A 25378-nucleotide genomic window follows, 5' to 3' on the forward strand; every position below is an offset into this window, starting at 1 on the left:
GGGGTACTTAAATTTTATCAGAAGATGTCCTTTTTATTATGAAAAAAATAAAAGCATGTGAAATTTTACTGAGCGTAAAATTTCACATGCTTTTTAGGTTTTCAGACTAGGGTTTTGTCCCAGCCTCGTTATTTTTCAGCCGTCGTAATAAGAGCCAAACCCTCTAATACTGGTTTATGAACAACTCTTTTGGCATGACATGCTAATAACAAATTTGTTAACTCGTCTATGGCGTATCGGTGCCTGCTTGTTGAAACATTCGACCATTTTAGTAATGCTGTTTCTTCAAAGCCTGATAGATGATATTTCTCCGCATATTTTGCCGCATTTTGAGGATTCATATCTTTGGCTGGATTCAACATCGCAATCTTACCTTCATTTTTGGTGACTCTCAGCATTTCTAAAATACCTTTTTCTGGCTCCGGTAGTAAAAACATCACACATGTTGAAACACATTTATCAAAAGAATTGTTAGTAAAAGGTAAATCGTAAGCATCCCCAGTTACAAATGTTGACTTATGTCCATAACCATGAAGAATAAAGTTTTCTTTAGAAGCTTCGACCATTTGTGAAGATAAATCAATGCCTGTTAAGCGTTTTGCTTCTTCTGCCCCTTTTAGCAGCAGCCTTCCTGTCCCGCAGCCAACATCGAGAATTTCTTTTTCTGTCCAGTCACCTGAAGCATGCACTAACTCTTCATGAACCTTACTTAACCAACTCGTTCTCGCCATTTGATCAAAAAATAATACGAGATTATCAAACTCTTTACCGTTCATTTTACGCACATAAAAACCCCCTTATATTGGTTTATTATGACCATTATAAAGGGGAAAAGAAAGTTCTATCTAGGATTGTTTCACAAACCAATCTGATTCAGGGCTCTTCTGCCAACGAGATAAAGCCTCTACTTGATTTTCTTGAATAATACCTTGTTCTAATGCCACTTCAACCAGTGTAGAGAAATTCGTAATCGTTTGCCATGATAAGCCTGCTTCTTCTAATAACACAGAACCTTTTTCTAGTTCATATGTAAAGATTGCTGCCACACCAATTACTTCAGCTCCTGCTTCACGAATTGCTTCAGCAGCATTAATTACACTGCCTCCAGTTGAAATGAGATCTTCAATAATAACAACTTTTTGTCCTTCTTTTATAATACCTTCAATTTGATTTCCTTTGCCATGACCTTTGGCTTTAGAGCGTACATAAACCATTGGTAAATCAAGTAATTCACTTACCCAAGCAGCATGTGGAATTCCTGCTGTCGCTGTTCCTGCGATTACTTCGGCATCGGGATAATTTTCTTTTATAATCGCTTTTAAACTAGCTGCAATCTCTCTTCGCACAGCTGGATAAGATAATGTTAAACGATTATCACAATAAATAGGTGATTTTATACCAGATGACCATGTGAACGGCTCACTTGGACTTAAGCTTACAGCATGAATGTTTAATAATTGTTCGGCGACTGTTTTTTTCATTTTACACACTCCACTCTTGTTGAACTTGTTGATACGCTTGTACAGGATCTTTTGCACTTGTAATACTTCTACCAACAACAATCGCATCACTGCCGAGTTTTCTCGCTTTTGCTGGTGTTGTAACACGTTTTTGATCTCCAGCAAGGTCGCCTGCAATACGAATTCCCGGCGTAACGGTCATCGTGTCTTGTCCACAGTATTCCTTAATAGCCGGTACTTCAAGGGCAGAACAAACAACACCTTCTAATCCAGATTGTCGAGCGAATTTCGCGTAACGCTTTACCACCTCTTTCATTTCATGGTGAATTAAAATTTCCTGCTGCATGATTTCTTGTGAAGTGCTTGTTAACTGCGTAACAGCAATACAATCAGGACGTTTTTTTCCTGCTGCTGTCCCGCTTTCGAGTCCTTCAACAGCAGCTTCCATCATAGCACAGCCGCCTGCTGCATGAACATTTACTAAATCTACTTCAAGAGAAGCAAGACCTTTCATTGCTCGTTTCACTGTATTTGGAATATCATGAAGTTTTAAATCTAAAAATACTTTATGTCCATCTCGTTTTAAGAGGTCAATTAATGCAGGTCCTGTTTGATAATAAAGCTCCATTCCCACTTTTACATATAACGACTCGTTAGAAAATGGTTTTAAAAATGCTTCAACATCCTTTGTTGTTGGAAAATCAAGGGCAAGAATAATTGGCTTGCTCATCTTTCTTCCAGCTCCCTCCCGTTAACTCTGTAATATGCTCAACGCCTAGTTCATCTAATAGTGTCGGTAATTCTTCAATAATTGTTGGACAAATATAAGGGTCAACAAAGTTCGCTGTACCAACAGCAACCGCACTTGCTCCCGCTAAAAAGTACTCCACAACATCTTCAGCCGACTGCACACCACCCATGCCAATAATCGGAATCGATACTGCCTGACTTACTTGATGAATCATTCGAATCGCCACAGGTTTTACGGCTGGACCTGATAAGCCGCCTGTCCCATTAGCAATTACGGGTTTTTTTGAACGAATATCAATCCGCATCCCTGTTAGTGTATTAATCATCGTTAAACCATCGGCCCCAGCATCTTCAATTGCCTTAGCAATTTCAACAATATCGGTAACATTAGGGGATAATTTAACATAAACAGGTACTTCTGATACTTCTTTTACTCTTCTCGTTAATTCCGCTGCAATGTTTGGCACAGTTCCAAACGCAATTCCACCTACTTTTACATTTGGACAAGAAATATTTAACTCAAGTGCATGAACATTTTTTGCTTGTGAGATTTCTTTTGCAACCTTTACGTAATCTTCCGTTTCAGAGCCGGCAACATTTGCAATAATCGGTACATCAAATTGTTCAAGCCAAGGAAGTTCACGATTTAATACCGCTTCTAAACCAGGATTTTGCAGACCAATTGCATTTAACATACCGCTTGATGTTTCAGCAACCCTTGGTGTAGGATTGCCAAACCTTGGCGCTTCTGTCGTTGCTTTGATCATAATTGCCCCAAGTGTATCTAAATTGTAAAACTTCGCATATTCTCTTCCAAATCCAAAGCACCCTGATGCAGGCATAATTGGATTTTTTAATGATAGTCCTGGTAAATTTACATTCAAGCGGTTCATAGTATAACCTCCCCTGCCGGAAATACGGGTCCATCACTGCAAACTTTTCTATATTCAAAGCCTTCAGGATCTTGCTGTGTATGACACACACATGCAAAACACGCACCAATCCCACAGCCCATTCTTTCTTCAAGTGATAAATAAACATTGCGGTCATGAAAGCGTGCTTCCAGTGCTTTTAACATCGGGTTAGGTCCGCACGTGTAAAGAGTGTCAAATGCTAGACCTTCTTCTTCAATAACATCCGTTACAAAGCCTTTTGTCCCATGCGTTCCGTCGACTGTTGCCACATATGTTGGTCCAAGCTTCTGAAATTCCTCTTCATAAAACACAACCTCTTTTGTTTGAAACCCTAACACATGAACAACCTTCACACCTCGAGCTTTTAATGCTTTTGATAGGTAGAAAAGCGGGGGAACGCCAATTCCTCCCCCGACTAATAATGCTGTTTCCCCTTTTTTAACACCCTCTAATGGAAATCCGTTGCCGAGCGGTCCAAGAATATCAACAGTTTCACCGGCAACCGCTTGTGATAACAGCTGTGTACCTTTTCCTTCTGCACGATAAAGCATAACAAGCTCATTACCGCCCGCATCACAAACCGAAATCGGCCTTCTTAAAAGTGGATCATTTCCTTTTCCTACTTTTACATGAACAAATTGCCCAGGTTGTGGCTGCTCAAATGATTTTCCTTGTAATTTCATTTCAAAAATGTTTTTGGCAATTTGCTTATGACTAATTACCGTTAAATCATTTTTTTTCATGAAGATACCACTTCTCTTTGCTTAAAGGTAGGCATTGCTTGAGAAGAAAATGTCATCATTTCAAGAACGCTCAGCAGCGCTTTTGCAGTATCAATTGATGTGAAGCAGACAACACCATTTTCAACTGCTTCGCGGCGGATTCGGAAACCATCACGGGCAGGCTGCTTACCTTTTGTTAACGTATTAATGACAAATTGTGCTTCACCTTTTCGGATTACATCAAGTAAATTCGGCTTTTCAGTACCAATTTTATTAACAACTGTTGCCGGAATTCCTTGTTCACGAATTAGACTTGCTGTTCCTTCTGTTGCTAAAATATTAAAGCCAATTTCATGGAAACGCTGAACGAGCGGCAGGGTTTCCTCTTTATCTTTGTCAGCAATTGTAAAGAGCACTGATCCATGAGTTGGGATTTTCATTCCAGATGCAATAAGCCCTTTATATAAAGCTTTTTCAAGTGTTACATCACGCCCCATTACTTCACCTGTTGATTTCATTTCAGGTCCTAATGTAATGTCCACACGACGCAGTTTTGCAAATGAGAAGACCGGCACTTTAACAAATACTTCGTTTGCTTCCTCGTGATAGCCTGTTTCATACCCTAAGTCGTTTAATTTCTTACCAAGAATAACTTTTGTTGCTAAGTTTGCCATTGGCACCCCGGTAATTTTACTTAAAAACGGTACTGTACGACTTGAGCGTGGATTTACTTCCAGCACATAAACCTCATCTTCATGAATAACAAATTGAATGTTTAATAAACCAACAATCTTTAACCCTTGAGCTAATTTAATTGTTCGTTCGATAATTCGCTCTTTTAGTGATGCTGTTAAGCTTTGCGGAGGATATACAGCGATTGAATCACCAGAGTGAACACCTGCGCGCTCAATATGCTCCATAATTCCCGGAACAAATACTGTTTCTCCATCAGAAATTGCGTCTACTTCAATTTCTTTTCCTAATAAATAACGGTCAATTAAAACCGGGTGCTGCGGATTTACTTTAACCGCACTTTCCATATAGCGGAGAAGGTCCTGTTCATTATAAACAATTTCCATCGCACGGCCGCCTAGTACGTAAGAAGGACGCACAAGTGCAGGATAACCAATTTCACGCGCAACATTTACCGCTTGCTCTACTGATGTTGCCGTTTTTCCTTTTGGCTGTGGAATTTCAATGGATGTTAATAAATTTTCAAATTTATCACGATCTTCCGCACGGTCCATATCTTCTAAACTTGTACCTAAAATTTTCACACCACGCTCTGCAAGTCCTGAAGCAAGGTTAATCGCTGTTTGTCCTCCAAACTGAACAACAACGCCTTCTGGTTTCTCCACTTCGATTACATGCATAACATCTTCAATTGTTAATGGTTCAAAATAGAGCTTATCCGATGTACTAAAATCAGTTGATACTGTCTCTGGATTGTTATTAATAATAATTGCTTCATAACCAGCTTCTTTAATTGCCCAAACAGAATGAACAGTTGCATAATCAAATTCAATCCCCTGCCCAATACGAATTGGACCCGATCCTAATACAAGGATACTTTTCTTTGGTGTAAGAATAGATTCGTTCTCTTCTTCGTATGTGCCATAGTAATATGGTGTTGCAGATTCAAACTCTGCCGCACATGTATCAACCATTTTATAAACAGGCATCATATTATGCTGTTTACGGAGATTATAAACTTCCTGCTCGGATTGATTCCAAAGCTTTGCGATAGCTACATCGGTAAATCCTCTTTCTTTCGCTTCCATTAAAAGGTCAAGATCGCCTTTATTATCTTGAAGTTTCTTTTCAAGTGTAATAATGTTTTCAATTTTGTATAAGAAGAAACGATCAATTTGACACCATTCATGGATTGTTTCTAGCTCATATCCTCTGCGGAACGCTTCAGCGATAACAAAGAGGCGCTCATCATCCGCTGCACGAATACGCTTTTCAATTTCATCGTCACTTAGCTTTTCAAAACCAGCTACTTCGATGTGCATAACATTTGATTCAAGGGAACGAACCGCTTTTAATAAAGATTCTTCTAAATTTCTTCCAATCGCCATTACTTCACCAGTAGCTTTCATCTGTGTGCCGAGTTTACGGTTAGCGGACTCGAATTTATCAAACGGCCAGCGTGGAATTTTTGAAACAACATAATCAAGTGCCGGTTCAAATGATGCATATGTTTTTCCTGTAACAGGGTTTTTCATTTCTGAAAGAGATAATCCAACAGCAATTTTCGCTGCAAGCTTTGCAATTGGATAACCTGTTGCTTTAGAAGCCAGCGCTGAAGAACGGCTTACCCTTGGGTTTACTTCAATAATGTAATAATCAAAGCTGTCTGGATCAAGGGCCATCTGAACATTACAGCCGCCTTCAATTCCAAGTGCGCGGATGATTTTTAAGGATGCATTTCTAAGCATTTGATAATCACGATCGGATAATGTTTGACTTGGTGCCACAACAATCGAGTCACCTGTATGAACACCTACAGGGTCAATATTTTCCATATTACAAACAACAATTGCTTCATCATTGCCGTCACGCATTACTTCATATTCAATTTCTTTAAATCCAGCAATACTTTTTTCTATTAAACATTGTGTAACGGGACTATTTTTTAAACCGCTTGTTACAATTTCAACTAACTCTTCTTCATTTTCAACAATACCGCCACCTGTTCCCCCTAACGTGTAAGCAGGGCGAACTATAATTGGATAACCGATCTTTTCAACAAATTCATAAGCTTCATCAAGGTTATGAACAATTTCACTTTCCGGTACAGGTTCGTTTAGTTCGTTCATTAATGTTCTAAATAAATCACGATCTTCTGCTTTTTGAATCGCTTCAAGATTTGTTCCTAAAATTTCAACATTACATTCTTCTAACACACCTGACTCTGCTAATTCAACGGCAAGGTTTAAGCCTGTTTGTCCGCCAAGTGTTGGTACTAGAGCATCCGGACGCTCTTTACGAATAATACGACTTACAAACTCCAATGTTAACGGCTCAATATAGACGCGATCTGCCATTGTTGTATCGGTCATTATTGTTGCCGGGTTCGAGTTAACAAGGATTACTTCATAGCCTTCTTCTTTTAATGCTTGACATGCTTGTGTACCAGCATAATCAAACTCTGCTGCTTGTCCAATTACAATAGGGCCTGAGCCAATCACTAAAATCGTTTTAATATCTTGTCGTTTAGGCATGTTGTATTCCTTCTTTCTTTTCAGTATTCATCATGTTAACAAATTGATCAAATAATCCATTTGAATCTTCTGGTCCAGGTGATGCTTCTGGGTGGTATTGAACGCTGAATGCAGGGTAATCGAGATGTGCTAACCCTTCTACTGTCCCGTCATTTACAGCAAGATGCGTCACTTTTAATCTTGTTTGCTCTAATGAACTTTCTTCTACCGTATAGCCATGGTTTTGTGAGGTAATATCTACTCTTCCTGTTGTAAGCTCTTTTACCGGGTGATTTGAACCACGATGTCCGAATTTCATTTTTACTGTATTTGCACCGCATGCTAATGCAAACAGTTGGTGGCCTAAGCAAATTCCAAAGAAAGGTACTTTACCGAGTAATCCTTTCACCATTTCAATTGCTTCAGGTACATCTTTCGGATCTCCAGGTCCATTACTGAGCATCACACCGTCAGGATTCATTCGTAAAATTTCTTCTGCTGTTGTATTATACGGTACAACAACTACATCACAGTTTCGTTTATTAAACTCGCGAAGAATTCCGTGCTTCATTCCAAAATCAACTAACACCACACGTGAACCACGGCCAGGACTTGCATAAGGTTTAATTGTTGATACGCGTTTTACTTGATCTGTCATAAGTGATTTTTTCTGCAAATGTGCCACTACTTCATTAACATCTGCATCCATACTGCAAAGCTTCCCTTTCATTGTTCCGTACTTACGAATAAGGCGTGTTAACTTTCTAGTATCAATTCCTTCTAGACCAGGAATTTCTCGCTCTTTTAACAGTTGATCTAAACTTGTTTCACTGCGCCAATAGCTCGGAATATCTGCTGCTTCTTTTACGATTAAGCCATGAATAGATGGGTTAATTGTTTCAAAATCATCTCGATTTATACCATAATTCCCGATTAAAGGATATGTTAACGTTACAATCTGCCCACAATAAGAAGGATCAGATAAAATTTCTTGATAACCAGTCATTCCTGTATTAAAAACGACTTCACCATCTTTTTCAATTTCACTTCCAAATGCTTTCCCAATAAATACTGTGCCATCTTCTAGAATGAGCTGTCGTTTCACAATATTTCTCCCCTTTTTATCAATAAAATAGTGTTCATTTAAAGTTTGTTAGCTTTGTTTTTGCCAGACAATTTTCCCATCTACTAACGTTAAAACAGGCCATCCTTTGCATTTCCAACCTGCAAATGGTGTATTTTTTCCTTTGGAGACAAATTCTTCAGGGTTAATTTCTTGTTCATTTTTTAAATCAATGACAGTTAAATCAGCTGCACGGCCTACTTCTAATGTGCCATATGGGAGCCGGAATGTTTCAGACGGCTTCTTTGTTAAGAAATCAACAAGCTGTTTTAAGGTTAGTTTTTCTTTCTCAACAAAATGTGTGTAAAGAAGTGGAAAAGCTGTCTCAAGACCGACAATTCCAAAAGGTGCTCTCTCCATACTTACCGCTTTCTCCTCTGCCGTATGCGGTGCATGATCTGTTGCGATAAAATCAATTGTTCCATCTAAAAGTCCTTCAATTAAAGCTTCACGATCTTCTGCGCCTCTTAACGGAGGATTCATTTTATAGTTTGTATCTAATCCTGGAATATCATCTTCACATAATATTAAATGGTGTGGTGAAACTTCCGCTGTTACATGAATACCCGCGCGTTTTGCATCTCTTACAACTCTTACAGATTCTTTTGTGCTAATATGACAAACATGATAATGGACACCAGCAGCTTCAGCTAAAAGCACATCACGAGCGATATGTACAGATTCACAAACTGATGGAATTCCATTTAGATCATGTTGTTCGGAAAACTTCCCTTCATGAACAGATCCTTTATTAATTAATGTGTTTTCTTCACAGTGAGCGACAATAGCCATGTTAACCTCTTTTGCACGCTTCATTGCTTCAAGCATTGTTCCAGCATTTTGCACCCCAACTCCGTCATCTGTAAACGCAAATGCTCCTTCTTCTTTTAACGCTTTAAAATCGTTAATATTTTCTCCTAATTCTCTCTCCGTAATAGAAGCATAAGGAAGTACCCGTACAACTGCCGTTTCATTAATGCGTGCTTGTAATGCTTGCATGTTTTCTGTTGAATCAGGTACAGGGCGAGTATTTGGCATTGCAGCAACTGCTGTAAAGCCGCCTTTCGCTGCTGCTAATGTGCCTGTTGCAATTGTTTCTTTATGTTCTCCACCAGGCTCTCTTAAATGGATATGAAGATCCACCATTCCCGGGATTAAAATATTTTCTTTAAGATCAATCGTTTCCTCAGTGTTTGCTGTAATCGTTTCTGCGATTTCTTTTACCTTACCGTCTTCTATTAAAACATCATTCTTTTCAAACCCATTTTCATTAACAAGAAGCGCATTTTTTAAAAGTGTTGACATACCTTTTTCCCCCTTTGGATAGCTGTTTGTGACATCGCTCGCTTTAATACGGCCATTCGGACAAATACACCATTATGCATTTGTTTAAATATTCTTGACTTTCTTGATTCAACAAGCTCAGAAGCAATTTCTACTCCGCGATTTACTGGGGCAGGATGCATAATAATACTATTTGCTTTCATTCTTTGCTCTCTTTCAAGCGTAAGGCCATACTGCTGATGGTACACTTCTTTTGTATCATTCATCTGCCCTTCATGACGTTCATGTTGAATCCGCAGCATCATCATCACATCTGCCACTTCAATGGCATCATCCATTGAAATATAATTTCCTAAAGAATCATCAAACCATTCAATAGGCCCAGAAACAAAAACATTTGCCCCTAACCTTTTTAAAACATCTGCATTTGATCGAGCCACTCGACTGTGCAGAACATCTCCAACTATTACAATATTTAATCCTTCAAAACTTCCAAACTCCTCTTGTATAGTAAATAAATCCAAAAGTGATTGTGTTGGATGGTTTCCACATCCATCTCCTGCATTTAAAATTGGAATGGAAACTTGATTAATCAGTTCATCAAAATAACGGTCTTGTTGGTGACGAATGACTACTGCATCTGTTCCAATTTCTTCTAATGTTCGAATAGTATCATATAAACTTTCACCTTTTTGTACGCTTGATGATTCTGCTGTGAAATTTAATACTTCTAACCCAAGCTTCTTTTCTGCTACCTCAAAACTAAATCGTGTTCTTGTACTTGGTTCAAAAAAGAGATTCGCGACAAATTTTTGTTCTAAAGGTCTCCAAACTTTTCCGTTTTTAAAAAACCTTGCCTCTGTTAATAAATCATAAATTTCATTTGTAGTTAATGATGACATTTCAACTAAATGATTCACGGTAACCTCTCCTTTTTTATTGTGTAGGTAAAACCGCATTTTCATCATCGCAGATATATAGGCTTAAAAAATGCACCCTGATCCAAATATCAGGGTGCATGAAAGCATGGGAAGGTTTAATTGTTTCCCTTTCATTACACCCTTGGAAGCCTCTCTGGACTTTTTTAAAGGATGATGATTATGCAGCTGTGCCGTCATCTTTTTTTACTTCAAACATATTTCCATTTCCATAGCTTACTTCTTTACCAGGTAAAATAAGATTTAACAAAATACCAACGATTGTCGCAAGAGCCATTCCAGCAATTTGAAGCTGTTCGGTTACTTGAATAAAGGCCCCTCCAACACCGATTACTAATATAACTGAAGAAATAATTAAGTTTCGGTTCTCCCCAAGATCAATACCATTGTCAATTAACATGCGCAGACCTGATGAAGCAATAATACCAAACAAGAGAATCGAGACACCGCCCATTACTGCAGTTGGAATAGTCGAGATGAGCGCTGTAATCTTTCCGATAAAACCGAACAAAATTGCAAATGCTGCCGCACCTCCGACAACGAAGACACTAAACACTCTCGTAATGGCAAGCACGCCAATATTTTCTCCGTAAGTTGTATTTGGCGGGCCACCTAAGCAGGAAGCAATAATTGTTGCTACTCCATCCCCTAAAATAGAGCGGTGAAGGCCGGGCTCTTCTAAAAAGTTCTTGCCGCAAACTTTGCTTAATACCATTTGATCACCAATATGTTCAGCAATTGTTACAACTGCAACTGGCACCATAATTAGGACAATTCCCCATGAAAAGCTTGGTGTATATGTGACAAACGGCACAATAAAGTCTGGAGCTTGAAACCATGCTGCTTCTTTAACCGGTGTAAGATCGACAAGACCTCGTACGTAAGCAAATACATACCCTGTTGTAATTCCTACTAACACTGGAATTAGTTTAAAGAAGCCTTTAAAGAACATTGCTGCAATTACGGTAACTGCTAATGTAACAAGTGCTACTATAAAATGTGTCATGCTGTATTCTCCTGTTGCCGGGTCATTCATTGCCATGTTAATTGCAACTCCCGCAAGCCCTAATCCGATCACCATAATGACAGGTCCTACCACAACTGGCGGTAAGATACGCATGAGCCATTTTAAGCCTAATGTTTTAATAAGAAGGGCAACGCCCCCATACACAAGTCCTGCTAAAAAGCTTCCCATCATTGCTGCTTCAGGTCCTCCTAAAGCTTTGGCAGATATTATTGGAGCGATAAAAGCAAATGAGGAGCCAAGATATGCTGGAATTCTACCTCTTGTAATTAATAAATATGCTAATGTACCAAGTCCACTTGACACAAGAGCGACGGCTGGACTTAATTCCACCAAAAATGGTACTAAAATCGTCGCACCGAACATTGCAAATAAATGCTGTATACTTAACATAATCCATTGTGGAACAGATGGTATGTCTCGGATGTCTAATGCTTTTTCTGGTTGCTTACTCATTGTTCTGCACCTCATTATATATCTTTTGTATAGTTTTAAAAAAAATACCTCTTTGCGCTGCGCAAAGAGGTACAAGCAGTCGAAAACATAACTCCTATATTCATTCTAGGAATTTGTTTTTGCATGTCCCCCTTCTCAGCCTCACGGGACTGTATTTAAAAGGGTGAAGTTTATTTTCTTTTAAGAATAACTTGATCAAGCTGATCGACTTCAGATAATTCTACTGTTACAACTTCGGATTTTGAAGTAGGTATATTTTTCCCTATAAAATCTGGGCGAATCGGCAGTTCGCGATGGCCTCGATCCACAAGTACAGCAAGTTGAATTTGAGACGGTCTGCCTAAATCCATTAAGGCATCCATTGCCGCACGAACTGTTCGTCCTGTATATAATACATCATCAACTAAAATTACTTTCTTATTTGTAAGGGATTCTGCTATGCTCGTTCCTTTTATGAGCGGATCACGATCAGCTGTTTTTTCCGTTAAATCATCTCTATATAACGTAATATCAACTTCCCCAACTGTTATGGTTGACCCTTCAATTTGTTCAATTTTTTCAGCTAAACGATTAGCAAGATAAATTCCTCTTGTTTTAATTCCTACAAGAATACAATCTTCTATTCCTTTGTTGCGTTCTATGATTTCATGAGCAATTCTTGTCATCGCTCTTCGAATCGCTTGTTCATCTAATAGTACAGTCTGCTGCTCCATCGTCTCACCTCTGATTTAAGTGGTGGTAATATAATAAAAATCCCTCTCACCTGTAGGTAAGAGGAATTGAAAATACAAGGACAGAATTCAGACAATGTTAACAAAATTGTCTTCTGCGCATTTTCCTTCTCAGCCTCACAGGACCGTAATTAAAGGGCATTTATTTTATTAAGTCGATTATGTCAAACATTTATTTAAATGTCAACGATTTTTTTGCAATTGATCTAACAATTTACCCATATCAGCAGGAAGAGGCGCTTCAAATTCTAAATACGCTCCTGTCTTTGGATGATTAAATCCAAGTACAGCTGCATGAAGTGCTTGTCCGTTAATTGATAGTGTTCGTCTAGGACCGTATTTTGGATCTCCTGCTACAGGGTGACCAATATATTTCATATGAACACGAATTTGGTGAGTACGTCCTGTTTCAAGCTGACACTCTACAAGTGTATATTCCTCAAATCGCTCTAATACTTTAAAATGTGTCACAGCATCTCTTCCATTATCCACAATCGCCATTTTTTGTCGATCCTGCTTATCACGTCCAATTGGTGCGTCAATCGTTGCTTCGTTATGAGGAATTACACCATGGACGATTGTAATGTATTTACGCGTAGTCGTTTTTGCTTTTAACTGCTCAACGAGTGACTCATGAGCCTGATCATTTTTAGCGACCATTAATAAACCTGTTGTATCTTTGTCAATACGATGCACAATTCCTGGGCGCAATACGCCATTAATTCCTGATAAATCTTTACAATGAGCCATTAATCCATTTACAAGGGTACCTGTTGTATGTCCTGCTGCTGGATGGACTACCATTCCTCTAGGTTTATTTACAACTAACACATCAGCATCTTCATAAACGATCTCTAAATTCATTTCTTCAGGCAAAACGTCTAATGGTTCAGGTTCAGGAACTTGAATTTCAATATGGTCTGCTGCACTGCATTTATAATTTACTTTAACCTGCTGTCCATTAACAAGAACATGCTTCTCTTTAATTAACTGCTGTACAAACGAACGCGACCATTCTTCTTCTAAAAGTGCCAATGCTTTATCAATTCTTTGACCTACTAAATTTTCATCGATCGTAAACGTTACATTTTCCATCTATGCTTCCCCTTTTTTCTTTCCTTCAAATAGCGTTAAAATAAAAATAAGACCTACTCCTATTACAAGTGCCGAATCAGCAACATTAAAGATTGGGAAATCATAATTAATAATTAGAACATCGATAAAATCAACAACTTCCCCTCGAAATATACGATCAATTAAGTTGCCAACAGCACCACCTAAAATAAGTCCTAGCGCTATACCTAAAGGTTTATTATCTCTATAAGTTTTCATATAATATACAATTCCTACTACTACTGCAGCTGTAATAATAAAGAATAACCACATCTGCCCTTGTAAAATACCAAATGCTGCCCCTTTATTGCGATGAGACGTTAAAAATAAAAAATCATCAATAAGAGGAATGCTTTCTCCTAATTCCATCTTTTTTACAACTAACCATTTTGTCCACTGATCTAAAATGAGTACAATTAAAGCAATGATATAGTTTTGCACCTTTGCTCCTCCGTTCCATATAGCTACCCTTTAGAATTTTAGCACAGGAACGCTGGATAAACAATGAAAGAAAGGAAGTGTTGGCCACTTCCTACTGCTGATTATCAAATATATTTTCCTCATTATCAAAAAGTGTTTCTTCATTGACATTTTGTTGATTCATCCATTGATCATATTGAATATTTCGCTCAAAATGAATATTTTCATCTCCGCTGTATCCATACATATCGGTAGAAGCAAATGCTTCATAAGGTTCTACATACCCCACTCCATCTTCATTATCAATTAATGAAGAATCTTCAAATGTCATACTATTTTCATTAAAAGAGGCAACAATTTGATAAGCATTTTCTTCGTTATATTCGGTTTCAACACTTCCTGTATAATACTGCTTTTCCATATCGCTAAGCACATCTTCTTCAATCGGTCGATCTAGTGTTGAAGTATGCTGGTTTGGCGAAGCTTCTTTTATTGTACGTGCCGTTGGGAGAGCCTCGAGCCGTTCATAAGGAATTTGTTTTCCTGTTACCTCACATATTCCATAAGTTCCATTTTCAAACTTTTGAAGTGCAATATTTATATCTTTTATTTCTTCCCTCGATTTATACCCAAGCGCAAGATCTTTTTCACGCTCATATAATTCAGTACCACTATCTGCAGGATGATTATCGTACTGAGAAAGTTCTCCTGAAGCTAGATCATCTGCAAAAGGCCGATTTAATCCATATTCATCGGTTTCTTGTAAACGTTCTTCAAGATAATGTTTCCGTTCTAACAATTGCTGCTTTAATTCTGTGTATTGATCCATCTTTCATCCCCCTTTCTAAAAAGTGTCTCTGTTATTGTTTCCAATTTCATTGAAGTTAGCCTAAACAACTTTTAGTAAAAAAGCGTTTTGCACCATAAATGCAAAACGCTTTTTTAGCATATTTTTTAGTTTCCAATTACCTCTGCACAGCGCGGACATAATGTTGGATGATTTGTATTTTTGCCCACTTCAGGTGTGACAACCCAACAGCGTTCACATGTTTCACCTTCAGCTTGTGTTACAACTACCGCAACATTTTCAAATTTCTGAGCATGCTCAGGCGCTTCATCTATGTTTCCAGCTAATTCTGCTTTAGAAACGATAAATACTTGGTCAAGATTTGTTAATGATTTCAACAGCTCTTTTGCGCTTTGAGCTGCATACAATTGAATTTGTGCTGTTAATGACTTTCCGATTACTTTTTGGTTACGTGCTTCTTCTAAAGCCTTTAAGACTTCATCCCGTACATCCATAAAAGTATCCCATTTCCCTTCAATTTCCTTTGCATTTTCAACAGAAACTGCTTTAGGCATGAGGGTGAGCTGCACACTGTCTTCCACTACGCCAGGGATATGTTCCCATACTTCATCTGCGGTATGTGATAAAATTGGTGATGTTAGCTTTGTAAGGCTTACGAGCACTTCATATAAAACTGTTTGAATCGCACGGCGCTTCTGATTATCTTCTGCTTCAATGTAAAGTGTATCTTTTGCAATATCCAAGTAAAATGAACTCATGTCAATCGTACAGAAATTATGGATCGCATGATAAATAGATGAGAATTGATATTCTTCATACCCTTTTGTTACACGATCAATTAAATTGTTTAATTTCACAAGCATATAACGATCAATTTCTGACAACTCTTCATAAGCAACTTTATGAACCGATGGATTAAAATCAAAAAGATTTCCAAGCATAAAACGGAATGTATTACGAATTTTACGATAAACTTCAGCAACTTGTTTTAAAATATCATTTGATACACGAACATCGGCTTGATAATCGACTGAAGATACCCATAAACGTAAAATATCAGCACCCAGTTGATTCATTACATCATTTGGACTAAGTGTATTTCCTAACGATTTGCTCATCTTGCGGCCTTCTCCATCAAGGACAAAACCATGACTAATAACAGCTTTATATGGCGCTTTACCAGTAACTGCTACTCCTGTAGATAATGATGAGTTAAACCAACCTCTATATTGATCAGAACCTTCTAAATAGACATCTGCAGGACGCTGTAAACCTTCTCGTTCCTCCAGTACAGCTTGATGAGAGGAACCGGAATCGAACCAAACATCCATAATATCCATCTCTTTTCTAAATTCACCGTTCGGACTATGTTCAGAAGTAAACCCTTCAGGTAATAAGTCTTTTGCATCCCATTCAAACCAAATGTTTGAACCATGTTCACGGAATAAATTTGAAACATGTTCAATTGTTTCATCTGTAATAATTGGCTCATTGTTTTCCCCATAAAAGACTGGAATTGGAACACCCCATGAGCGCTGACGAGAAATACACCAATCACCGCGATCTTTAATCATATTATGAAGGCGTGTTTCTCCCCAATTCGGATACCACTTTACTTCCTTAATCGCTTCAAGAAGTTCACTTCTAAAATCTTTAATCGATGCAAACCACTGCTCTGTCGCCCTAAAGATAATAGGCTTTTTCGTACGCCAATCATGTGGATAAGAGTGCGTAATAAAGCTTAATTTTATTAATGCACCTTTTTCTGTTAACGCTTCTGTAATCGGCTTGTTCGCATTGTCATAATAAAGACCTTCATAACCAGGTGCTTCTTCTGTCATAACACCTTTTTCATCTACAGGACATAAAATATCTAAATTATATTTTTTTCCTACAAGATAGTCATCTTCCCCATGACCTGGAGCAGTATGAACACAGCCTGTACCTGCATCAAGTGTGACATGATCACCAAGGATTACAAGCGATGTACGCCCATATAGCGGGTGTTCAGCTTTTACATATTCCAGCTCTTTACCTTGTACCGTTTTAATCGTTTCTACATTTTCCCACTCAAATTGTTGTTGAAGACTCTCTAACAGCTCAGCAGCAACAATATATTTTTCATTATTTACTTTTACAACACTATATTGAAAGTCTGGATGAACAGCAATCGCTAAGTTTGCCGGAATTGTCCATGGAGTTGTTGTCCAAATAATAAATTTCTCATCACCATCTAACACACCTTTACCATCTTCAATAGAAAAGGCAACATAAATAGATGCTGAGCGTTTATCATGATATTCAATTTCTGCCTCTGCTAATGCTGATTCAGATGAAGGTGACCAGTAAACCGTCTTTTTATCTTTGTAAATATAGCCTTTTTTGGCCATTTCACCGAATACTTTAATTTGTTGTGCTTCATAATCTTTTGTTAAGGTGATATACGGATTATCCCAGTCACCGCGAACACCAAGACGTTTAAATTGTTCTCTTTGGCGGTTAACCTGCTCTAACGCATATTCCTCACATAACTTACGAAATTCAGCAATACTCAGCTTTTTGCGATCCACTTTTCCTGACTTCGTTAAAGCTGTCTCAATCGGAAGACCATGTGTATCCCAACCAGGTACGTACGGCGCACGATAACCGCTCATTGATTTATAACGGACAATAATATCCTTTAACACTTTGTTTTCCGCATGACCAATATGAATATCACCATTTGCATATGGAGGCCCATCGTGAAGTACAAATAATGGGCGCTCTTTTGTATGCTCAAGCACTTTTTGATAAATATTTTCACTTTCCCATTTTTCTTGAATTACTGGTTCTCTTTTCGGTAAATTGCCGCGCATTGGAAAATCTGTTTTCGGCATAAGCAGTGTATCTTTATAACTCATTGCATTTCCTCCTTTAATGAATAAATCTCATCGCTTTATGTAATTTCTTTATCAGAAATTATCTTAAAACACAAAAAAACCTTCTCATCCCAATAGGGACGAGAAGGCTGCTCGCGGTACCACCCTAATAGACAATACCCATTACAAAGATATTGTCCTCTTACCATTCATAACGAGAATGAAACGCCAATGCTTACTAAAACAATTCAGCACGAGACTCGAGGATGATTTTCCCTTTATCGCTTATCATCAGGCTTGCACTATCCCTGACTCGCTGTAGAATGCAGCATAAAAGTACTCTTTCCCGTCATTGTCTTTTTCTTATGAATTTTTAGCGATTTGTTCATTTTTAAAGTATAAAAAAATCCGGTCCCCTCGTCAAGAAAAAGTCTTACACATTTTCTTCAATATGCTCTTTTTCAATAGAATCTGCTAATTCATCCCAGTCATCATTGCTTAACATTTCTAATTGAGCTTCAATTAACATCCGGAATCGTGTCCGGTAAACCGCAGATTGTTTTTTCAACTCTTCAATTTCCATGGCAACTTTACGTGATTTTACAAGCGCCTCGTTAATAATTCGATCTGCATTTTTTTCTGCCTCTTTAACGATTAATCTTGCTTCTTTACTTGCATTACGCTTAACATCATCTGCAGTTTCCTGTGCAACAAGAATGGATTTATTTAACGTCTCTTCAATATCTGAAAAGTAACGTAACTTTTCCTCAAGCTGGTTAACTGTTTCCTGCAGCTCTTTCTTTTCACGAATTACAGTTTCATAATCCTTAATCACTTGATCTAAAAATTCATTTACTTGATCTTCATCGTAACCACGGAATCCACGATTAAATTCTTTATTATGAATATCCAAAGGTGTTAATGTCACAACTTTCACCCCCATAAGCTCTTTTATGACTTTATTTCTTCGACAAAACTTCCCTTTATTCCTGCTTGTTTCTCATTCATTATTTTCTCCCATACACAATTCGGCATTTATCTTTTTTCGTTTTACCGGAAACTTCTATAATTTTACTTCTCCCTAACCCTCTTACAGAAAGATAATCGCCAGGTTCACATTCATAAGAAGAACTCTCAACTCTTTTCCAATTAACCTTTACAAGTCCTGACTGTATGTAAGGAATTACTTTTGAACGAGACAAATGATAAATTTCTGATAAGATGGCATCTAACCTCATTGAACTCACTGTACCTGTCTGTTCATCCCATTTTTCTTGCAGCTGAATGATTTCTGAAAAAGGACTCTGTTCAAGTTTAATGGCTGATCTTCCAACGCTTTCTAAATTCCACTCCACAAACTCGGCTATTTCTTCTGCAACGACAACTTGGACATTGTTGTCTCTAATTAAAATATCACCAAATTTTAATCTTTTTAGTCCTATTCCCATTAACGCCCCTAATAAATCACGATGTTCAATTGAAATAAATTTACTTGGATAGCGCACTTGGTACAACATTAATCCATAGTCATCCAATGAAGGTTCATAATAATCCGGATAAAAAATCGCTCGCTTTCTTTCCGCATATTCTGAACCTCCCCAAAATGAAATTTTCACATCATTTTGCTTTCCAATAATTTGCTCGGCAATCTCTTGTTCTCTTGGATCTAAAAAATCTGTTCTTTTGATGGCATAAAAATCATGCACATATTCCTGCCATTCTAAAACTTGTTCCACAAAAGAACGTTCATCTTCTCGAAAATGCTGAAATACTTTCATTTTATCACCTAAAACATATTAAATAATGTAAGCGCACCTGCGCTGGCAAAGCGAAGTGCAAAAATAGCGACAATAGGCGAAATATCAATCATACCAAGCGGCGGAATAATTTTACGAAACGGATTTAAGTATGGCTCACAAATATTGGCTAATATTTGACCAAACTTTGACTCGCGAGCATTTGGTACCCAACTCATAAAAATATAAATGATGAGAAGCCAAGAATAAATTTCAATAAGATATGCTAAAAAATTTCCAATACTATGCAAAACTTCATCCCCTTCCTAATCTGCACATCAATCTTCCTGAAATAATTCGGATATATTTCCTGTCACATCAACATTATTTGGAGAACATAAAAACGCATTGTCTCCCAGCTTTTGAATATCCCCTCCTATTGCATACACTGTTCCGCTTAAAAAGTCAACTATACGCTTTGCTTGATCACGAGGAACACGCTGTAAATTCATGACAACTGCACGGTGATTTTTTAATTGATCTGCAATATCTTGGACTTCTGAATAAACCCGTGGTTCTACAAGAATTACTTTAACATTTTTTTGTATGCTTTGAAGGCTTACAACATTATTTTTCTTTTTTACTTTTGGATATTCTTCAATTTCCTCAAAATCTTCTTCATATTGTTCACCTTCATATTGATTTAATTCAACAGCTTCTTCTTCTAATTCAAAAAAACGCTTTATTTTCGATTTAAATCCCATCAAAAGCAGCTCCTTCAGATACACTTAATAGTGTATTAAAATTCCTTTCCAACCAGTGACGTACCAATTCGCACAAAAGTTGCCCCTTCTTCGACAGCAATCTCATAATCATTGGACATTCCCATTGAAAGTTCACGACACGGGGCATAGGACAGCTCCAAAGCTTGTATCTCTCTTTGTAGAGTCTTTAAGTTTTTAAAAACATTTCTTAGTTCAGCTTTATTTTCGATATAAGGAGCCATTGTCATTAAGCCTACTATTTTAATTTTCGGGTAATCGACTATCTCTTTTATAAAAGGGATGACTTCTTCAGGTGTTAAGCCATGCTTTGATTCTTCCCCCGACACATTTACTTGAACAAAACAACGAGTTGTTTTGTCTGCACGTTTTTCAATCTCTTTTGCAAGTGACAGACGATCCAAAGAATGTATATAACCTACTTTATTAATAATTTCTTTTACTTTTTTTGATTGCAATGTACCAATAAAATGCCATGTTGGTTTACTCCCAAGCACTTCCCACTTTTTCAGCAATCCTGTGTCACGATTTTCACCTAAATGCTTTATTCCTGCCTCAACTGCACGCTTTGTCGTTTCTTCACTAACATACTTTGTAACGGCTATAATATTTATCTCTTCTTTATTACGGTTGGCACGTTGACATGCTGCCTCAATGTTTTTTTGAATAAGTGCTAAATTTTCTTTAACAGACACGCTTTCGGTTCCTCCCCCTTATTATTTTTTATCGTTTATTCTTCCAATATAAGTCATCATACGTCCTGTTTTACCTTGCTCTTTACGAAAAGAATAAAATAAGTCATTCCTACAGCTTGTACAATATTGTGAGACTGCTAATTGTTCTTCGTTTATCCCTTCCTCTAAGCAGAGCAAAGCGTTAAGTTTTTTTAAATCAAGCTGATATTTTCCATTCCCTTTATCTCGATAAGGAAATGGCGAGCGAAGAGTAAGTTTTTTCACTTTATTTATGACGGTATCATCTACTTCATAACAACAGCTGCCAATTGAAGGACCAACTGCAACAAAAATATCCTCCACTGGAATCCTTTCTTTTTTAACCCAGATATGAATCATTTTTTGAGCAATTTGCTTTACCGTGCCTTTCCACCCAGCATGTGCTAAACCTATCATCTGATAAGTTGGAGCATAAAAATAAATTGGAACACAATCTGCATAAAGGGAAACTAACAAGAGATTTTCTTCGTTTGTATATAAACCATCTGCATTAGAAACAGCCGTACTGTGAGTCAGTGCACCATTACCTGCGTCTAGTTTACTGACTCTTTCAATAAAAGGTTCATGTACCTGCTCCGCACAAACCCATTTCGCTAGATCAATTCCAATTTCATTGGCTATTATTTTTCGATTTTCTAATACATCCTCTTTACAATCATTCACATGAAAACCAAGATTCAAAGCCGTAAAAGGCGATTGACTAACACCGCCATTTCTTGTTGTTATTCCAACAGTTAAATCTTGATTCATTTTCTTCCACTCTTTTAAATCCATATGAGTTGCATTCGCAAGTGCAAAAGGCTCACTCTTCATTTCGACACTCCTAATGAAATAGTTCCTATTCTTGATAACTATTTTATCATATTCTGTTGAAAAGAAGGAACAGAGGATTGATTAAATTTCCAATCATCCTCTGTTAAGATTCTTTTGAGTAATTATCGCTTAACTGCGTGGAATCAAGATGGCGGACAAGAATAACGTCAGAGCCAATCTTTACAATATTTCTCCATGGAATAATAATATCGCTTTCTCTTCCTAGAAGCCCCATCATTTTCCCTATTCCAGGAATAATAATGGCTTCAATTTTCCCTGTTGTGATATTTATTTCAAGATCTGCGATATGCCCAAGCTTTTTCCCATTGGCAACATTAACCACATCTTTCACTTGGAAATCAGATATTTTTAACATAGCCACTCGCCTACCTTTCCATATAGTATATGACATAGGAAAAAAAAATGAACAGTACATTCAATCAAAATCATGTCGATAATGCTAAGGACAATATAACTTCATAAACAAAAAAAGATTAACCCAAAAGCTTTCTACTTTTGGGTTAATCTTTTTAATCTTTTATTGAATATGTTTATTCATTTGTTGAATAGCCGCTTTTTCTAAACGTGAGACTTGTGCTTGAGAAATGCCAATTTCATCGGCAACTTCCATTTGAGTTTTCCCTTGAAAAAAGCGCATTAATAAAATTGATTTTTCTCGGTTGTTTAAACGTGTCATTGCTTCTTGTAATGCTAAGTCCTCAGTCCATTGAATATCTTTATTTTTGTCATCGCTAATTTGATCCATAACATAGATGGGATCCCCGCCATCATTATAAATCGGTTCAAACAGTGAAACAGGATCTTGAATAGCATCTAAAGCAAATACTACTTCTTCTTTTGGCACATCCAATACTTGAGCAATCTCTTGAGCAGTTGGTTCACGAGAATTTTTCGTCATTAGTTGATCGCGAACTTGAAGTGCCTTATACGCAATATCTCGTAATGAACGTGAGACTCGGATTGGGTTATTGTCTCTTAAATATCGTCTAATTTCTCCAATAATCATCGGGACAGCATACGTTGAAAATTTTACATTATGACTTAAGTCAAAATTATCAATGGATTTCATTAATCCAATGCATCCTACTTGAAATAAATCATCAATAAATTCCCCACGATTGTTAAAGCGTTGGATCACGCTTAATACCAATCTTAGATTCCCATTTACTAATTTTTCTCGAGCACTTATTTGTCCACTTTGCATTTGCTTAAACAATTCACGCATTTCTTGGTTTGTTAATACGGGTAATTTTGCAGTATCTACTCCGCATATTTCAACTTTATTTCGCGTCAATTCTTTCCCTCCTAACAGGAGATGCTGTCAAAATAAAGTATCTCCTTAAGAAGGAAAAATATGCATGATAAAATTTTCATTTTAATAAGGGCTTTTTAAAGCATCTTATTAAACTCTTTTCGAAGTCTCTTTATAATTCTTTTTTCTAAACGAGAAATATAAGATTGAGAAATGCCGAGTAAATCTGCTACATCTTTTTGTGTTTTTTCCTCTTCACCTGCTAAACCAAAACGAAGCTCCATTATTTGCTTTTCGCGATCATTTAATGTGTAGAGGGCTTTTGATAATAATTTTCGATCGACCTGCTTCTCAATTCCTTTTGTAATAATGTCTTCATCTGTTCCAAGAACATCGGAAAGCAGCAGCTCATTTCCATCCCAATCTACATTTAATGGTTCATCAAATGATACTTCTGAACGAATTTTATTGTTTCTGCGTAAATACATTAAAATTTCATTTTCAATACACCGAGAGGCATATGTAGCAAGTTTGATTTTCTTTTCGGGGTTAAACGTATTGACAGCTTTAATAAGTCCAATCGTTCCAATACTAATCAAATCTTCAATATTAATTCCTGTATTTTCAAACTTTCGTGCAATATAAACAACCAGTCGAAGATTTCTCTCAATGAGTATTGACCTTGCTTCTTTATCTCCATTCGGAAGCCGCTCAAGAAGTTCTGCTTCTTCCTCCTTTGATAGAGGCGGCGGGAGCGCTTCACTACCACCTATATAGTAAATTTCATCCGTTTTTATCCCTATTTTATTTAAAAAGCGATACCACATCATTGTAAGACGAAGAAGCCATTTTCTAAACATATTTCTCTTCCTCCTCTTTATATTAAAATAGTATTAATAAAAGCTCGTACACATTGATCTTTTCAAAAGCACTATGAGGCATGATGATTTGATGATTGAAGTAACATTTTTGGATGAAGGATACATTGGAAGTCATCTTCACTTGATAACATATTTTCACTTAAACCAATTAAACACTTGTTTGTTTCATATTTTGTATTTCCTTGAGAAATAGTAACGAGATCAGGTTTGATGGCTGTTAGAAATTCTTGAACTTGCCCTACACCCCGATACGGAACAATTCTTACCCTCTCCTGCCAACTATGCTTTTCCTCCATTTGAAAAATTAAAGCAACTTCTTTTAATTTTTTATGCAATGCTTCTGGTAATTGACAATGATTTATATCAAGAATCATAACTGGTGTTTTTGTAATAGGATCTGCTAATTGATTGCCGCTATCAATAAGTCCTTTCACTGTAAAAATAGATTCTTCAATTTGAATCGTTACATCTGCTATTTGATCATAATGAACTTTTCTAATTTCTAAATGTTCAACACGATGCTTTGAAAAATACCATAATGAAGGAAATCCAAAAATTACAAAGCTCCAGCTAATCGGATCGCCATATCCCGTTGATTTTGCTGCCGCAAGACTTCTCATCACCTCCCAGTCACTTTGTAAAAAATAATGAACAGCAAGCATTCCACCGCCAATCATAAATGTTACAAAATAAAACATGCATAAATTTTGCATGAAATAAGAAAATTTCTTATAGCCAAAAACAATAATCATAAGAAACATCGAAAAGATAAGCTTAAAAAGAGGATGATAAAATAAATAGGACAGTGGTGAAACGATTGCTATGACATAACAAGAGGCGATTAATGTTCCAGTAAGAAGGCGCAGCTTTTTTAAATCTCTTTTTAAAAAAATTCCGGTTAATGATAATAAGAGAAAATCAGTACAGAAATTCAAAAACCAAATGACATCCAAATATATGGTCACTTGTTTTCTCCTTTCTATTAGTTAATTTGCATTTATTATATAGTAAATCGTATTGAAAACCTGTCAATTTATGCCTATAAAGTGATTGTTATTTTGCTTAAATTACGCTAATTTTGTCAATATTCCTATTTTGACAAGAAAATCACTCTGTAACCACTTACTTTTTTTCTAATAAGCTGTATTCATCACTTGTAATTTTTTAATCAAAACCACCAGTGTGAACTGGTGGTTTGCTCTGCGGCTGAAAGCCTCTGTTACCTGCCTGGGCCTAAAAGGCCCGCTGAAAGGGTTTCCCTTCTGCACCACATTCACTCACTAATTCTAAAGAATTTCTTTAGTTCTTCCGATTTTTCTCTCCCGTAAATGGGTCATATTCTTCGAACAATG

Annotated in this window: 25 protein-coding genes and 1 other annotated feature; all 25 genes read right to left on the reverse strand. The window is 37.0% G+C overall.

What is annotated here, in order from left to right; genetic code table 11:
* Positions 1-128 precede the first annotated feature (128 nt).
* A complete protein-coding gene (locus DS031_RS22595) occupies positions 129-776 on the reverse strand; it encodes a class I SAM-dependent methyltransferase (RefSeq protein ID WP_245947624.1) in 648 nt (215 codons plus the stop codon).
* A gap of 69 nt (positions 777-845) precedes the next feature.
* On the reverse strand, positions 846-1481 hold the full coding sequence (gene pyrE / locus DS031_RS22600) for an orotate phosphoribosyltransferase (RefSeq protein ID WP_113808433.1): 636 nt from the start codon (positions 1479-1481) through the stop codon (positions 846-848).
* Between the two features lies 1 nt (position 1482).
* Complete coding sequence (gene pyrF, locus DS031_RS22605; RefSeq protein ID WP_113808434.1) at positions 1483-2190, reverse strand: orotidine-5'-phosphate decarboxylase; 708 nt, start codon at positions 2188-2190, stop codon at positions 1483-1485.
* Positions 2162-3103, reverse strand: coding sequence for a dihydroorotate dehydrogenase (locus DS031_RS22610; protein WP_113808435.1), 942 nt, complete (start codon positions 3101-3103; stop codon positions 2162-2164). The genes pyrF and DS031_RS22610 overlap by 29 nt, the downstream gene beginning before the upstream one ends.
* Positions 3100-3867, reverse strand: coding sequence for a dihydroorotate dehydrogenase electron transfer subunit (locus tag DS031_RS22615; protein WP_113808436.1), 768 nt, complete (start codon positions 3865-3867; stop codon positions 3100-3102). The genes DS031_RS22610 and DS031_RS22615 overlap by 4 nt, the downstream gene beginning before the upstream one ends.
* The gene (carB, locus tag DS031_RS22620) at positions 3864-7073 is read right to left on the reverse strand and encodes a carbamoyl-phosphate synthase large subunit (protein WP_113808437.1); all 3210 of its coding nucleotides are present in this window, start codon (positions 7071-7073) and stop codon (positions 3864-3866) included. The genes DS031_RS22615 and carB overlap by 4 nt, the downstream gene beginning before the upstream one ends.
* A complete protein-coding gene (locus DS031_RS22625; protein ID WP_113808438.1) occupies positions 7066-8157 on the reverse strand; it encodes a carbamoyl phosphate synthase small subunit in 1092 nt (363 codons plus the stop codon). The genes carB and DS031_RS22625 overlap by 8 nt, the downstream gene beginning before the upstream one ends.
* 48 nt (positions 8158-8205) lie before the next feature.
* Positions 8206-9480, reverse strand: coding sequence for a dihydroorotase (locus DS031_RS22630; RefSeq protein ID WP_113808439.1), 1275 nt, complete (start codon positions 9478-9480; stop codon positions 8206-8208).
* A complete protein-coding gene (locus tag DS031_RS22635) occupies positions 9465-10379 on the reverse strand; it encodes an aspartate carbamoyltransferase catalytic subunit (protein ID WP_113808440.1) in 915 nt (304 codons plus the stop codon). Before DS031_RS22635 ends, DS031_RS22630 begins: the two co-directional genes overlap by 16 nt.
* Positions 10380-10557: 178 nt before the next feature.
* Complete coding sequence (locus DS031_RS22640; protein ID WP_113808441.1) at positions 10558-11877, reverse strand: uracil-xanthine permease family protein; 1320 nt, start codon at positions 11875-11877, stop codon at positions 10558-10560.
* 170 nt (positions 11878-12047) lie between these two features.
* Positions 12048-12590 (reverse strand): bifunctional pyr operon transcriptional regulator/uracil phosphoribosyltransferase PyrR, encoded by a 543-nt coding sequence (gene pyrR, locus DS031_RS22645; RefSeq protein WP_113808442.1) that lies wholly within the window; start codon positions 12588-12590, stop codon positions 12048-12050.
* A gap of 201 nt (positions 12591-12791) precedes the next feature.
* Positions 12792-13703 (reverse strand): RluA family pseudouridine synthase, encoded by a 912-nt coding sequence (locus DS031_RS22650; protein ID WP_113808443.1) that lies wholly within the window; start codon positions 13701-13703, stop codon positions 12792-12794.
* The gene (gene lspA / locus DS031_RS22655; RefSeq protein ID WP_113808444.1) at positions 13704-14162 is read right to left on the reverse strand and encodes a signal peptidase II; all 459 of its coding nucleotides are present in this window, start codon (positions 14160-14162) and stop codon (positions 13704-13706) included.
* Positions 14163-14253: 91 nt separating this feature from the next.
* On the reverse strand, positions 14254-14970 hold the full coding sequence (locus DS031_RS22660; protein ID WP_113808445.1) for a TraR/DksA C4-type zinc finger protein: 717 nt from the start codon (positions 14968-14970) through the stop codon (positions 14254-14256).
* Positions 14971-15095: 125 nt separating this feature from the next.
* Positions 15096-17849: an isoleucine--tRNA ligase gene (gene ileS, locus DS031_RS22665; RefSeq protein WP_113808446.1), complete on the reverse strand. Its 2754-nt coding sequence runs from the start codon at positions 17847-17849 to the stop codon at positions 15096-15098.
* 91 nt (positions 17850-17940) lie between these two features.
* Positions 17941-18169 (reverse strand) — a binding site (T-box leader).
* Between the two features lie 71 nt (positions 18170-18240).
* Positions 18241-18735: a DivIVA domain-containing protein gene (locus DS031_RS22670; RefSeq protein WP_113808455.1), complete on the reverse strand. Its 495-nt coding sequence runs from the start codon at positions 18733-18735 to the stop codon at positions 18241-18243.
* Positions 18736-18814: 79 nt separating this feature from the next.
* Complete coding sequence (locus tag DS031_RS22675; protein ID WP_113808447.1) at positions 18815-19585, reverse strand: YlmH family RNA-binding protein; 771 nt, start codon at positions 19583-19585, stop codon at positions 18815-18817.
* 8 nt (positions 19586-19593) lie between these two features.
* Positions 19594-19854, reverse strand: coding sequence for a YggT family protein (locus tag DS031_RS22680; RefSeq protein ID WP_113808448.1), 261 nt, complete (start codon positions 19852-19854; stop codon positions 19594-19596).
* A 27-nt stretch (positions 19855-19881) separates the two neighbouring features.
* Positions 19882-20307 (reverse strand): cell division protein SepF, encoded by a 426-nt coding sequence (locus DS031_RS22685; protein ID WP_113808449.1) that lies wholly within the window; start codon positions 20305-20307, stop codon positions 19882-19884.
* Positions 20308-20342: 35 nt separating this feature from the next.
* Positions 20343-21020 carry a YggS family pyridoxal phosphate-dependent enzyme gene (locus DS031_RS22690; RefSeq protein ID WP_113808450.1) on the reverse strand — a complete coding sequence of 226 codons (678 nt, stop codon included), beginning with the start codon at positions 21018-21020 and terminating at the stop codon, positions 20343-20345.
* A gap of 21 nt (positions 21021-21041) precedes the next feature.
* Positions 21042-21872, reverse strand: coding sequence for a peptidoglycan editing factor PgeF (gene pgeF, locus DS031_RS22695; protein ID WP_245947621.1), 831 nt, complete (start codon positions 21870-21872; stop codon positions 21042-21044).
* Positions 21873-21975: 103 nt separating this feature from the next.
* Positions 21976-22248 (reverse strand): YlmC/YmxH family sporulation protein, encoded by a 273-nt coding sequence (locus DS031_RS22700; protein WP_113808451.1) that lies wholly within the window; start codon positions 22246-22248, stop codon positions 21976-21978.
* Positions 22249-22410: 162 nt separating this feature from the next.
* Positions 22411-23187, reverse strand: a complete 777-nt coding sequence (sigG, locus tag DS031_RS22705; protein ID WP_113808452.1) for an RNA polymerase sporulation sigma factor SigG — start codon at positions 23185-23187, stop codon at positions 22411-22413.
* Positions 23188-23282: 95 nt separating this feature from the next.
* Positions 23283-24005 carry an RNA polymerase sporulation sigma factor SigE gene (gene sigE / locus DS031_RS22710; RefSeq protein ID WP_113808453.1) on the reverse strand — a complete coding sequence of 241 codons (723 nt, stop codon included), beginning with the start codon at positions 24003-24005 and terminating at the stop codon, positions 23283-23285.
* Positions 24006-24076: 71 nt separating this feature from the next.
* Positions 24077-24991 (reverse strand): sigma-E processing peptidase SpoIIGA, encoded by a 915-nt coding sequence (gene spoIIGA, locus DS031_RS22715; RefSeq protein ID WP_113808454.1) that lies wholly within the window; start codon positions 24989-24991, stop codon positions 24077-24079.
* Between the last annotated feature and the right edge of the window lie 387 nt (positions 24992-25378).

Source organism: Bacillus taeanensis, from assembly GCF_003318295.1.
GTDB lineage: Bacteria > Bacillota > Bacilli > Bacillales > UBA6769 > Maribacillus > Maribacillus taeanensis.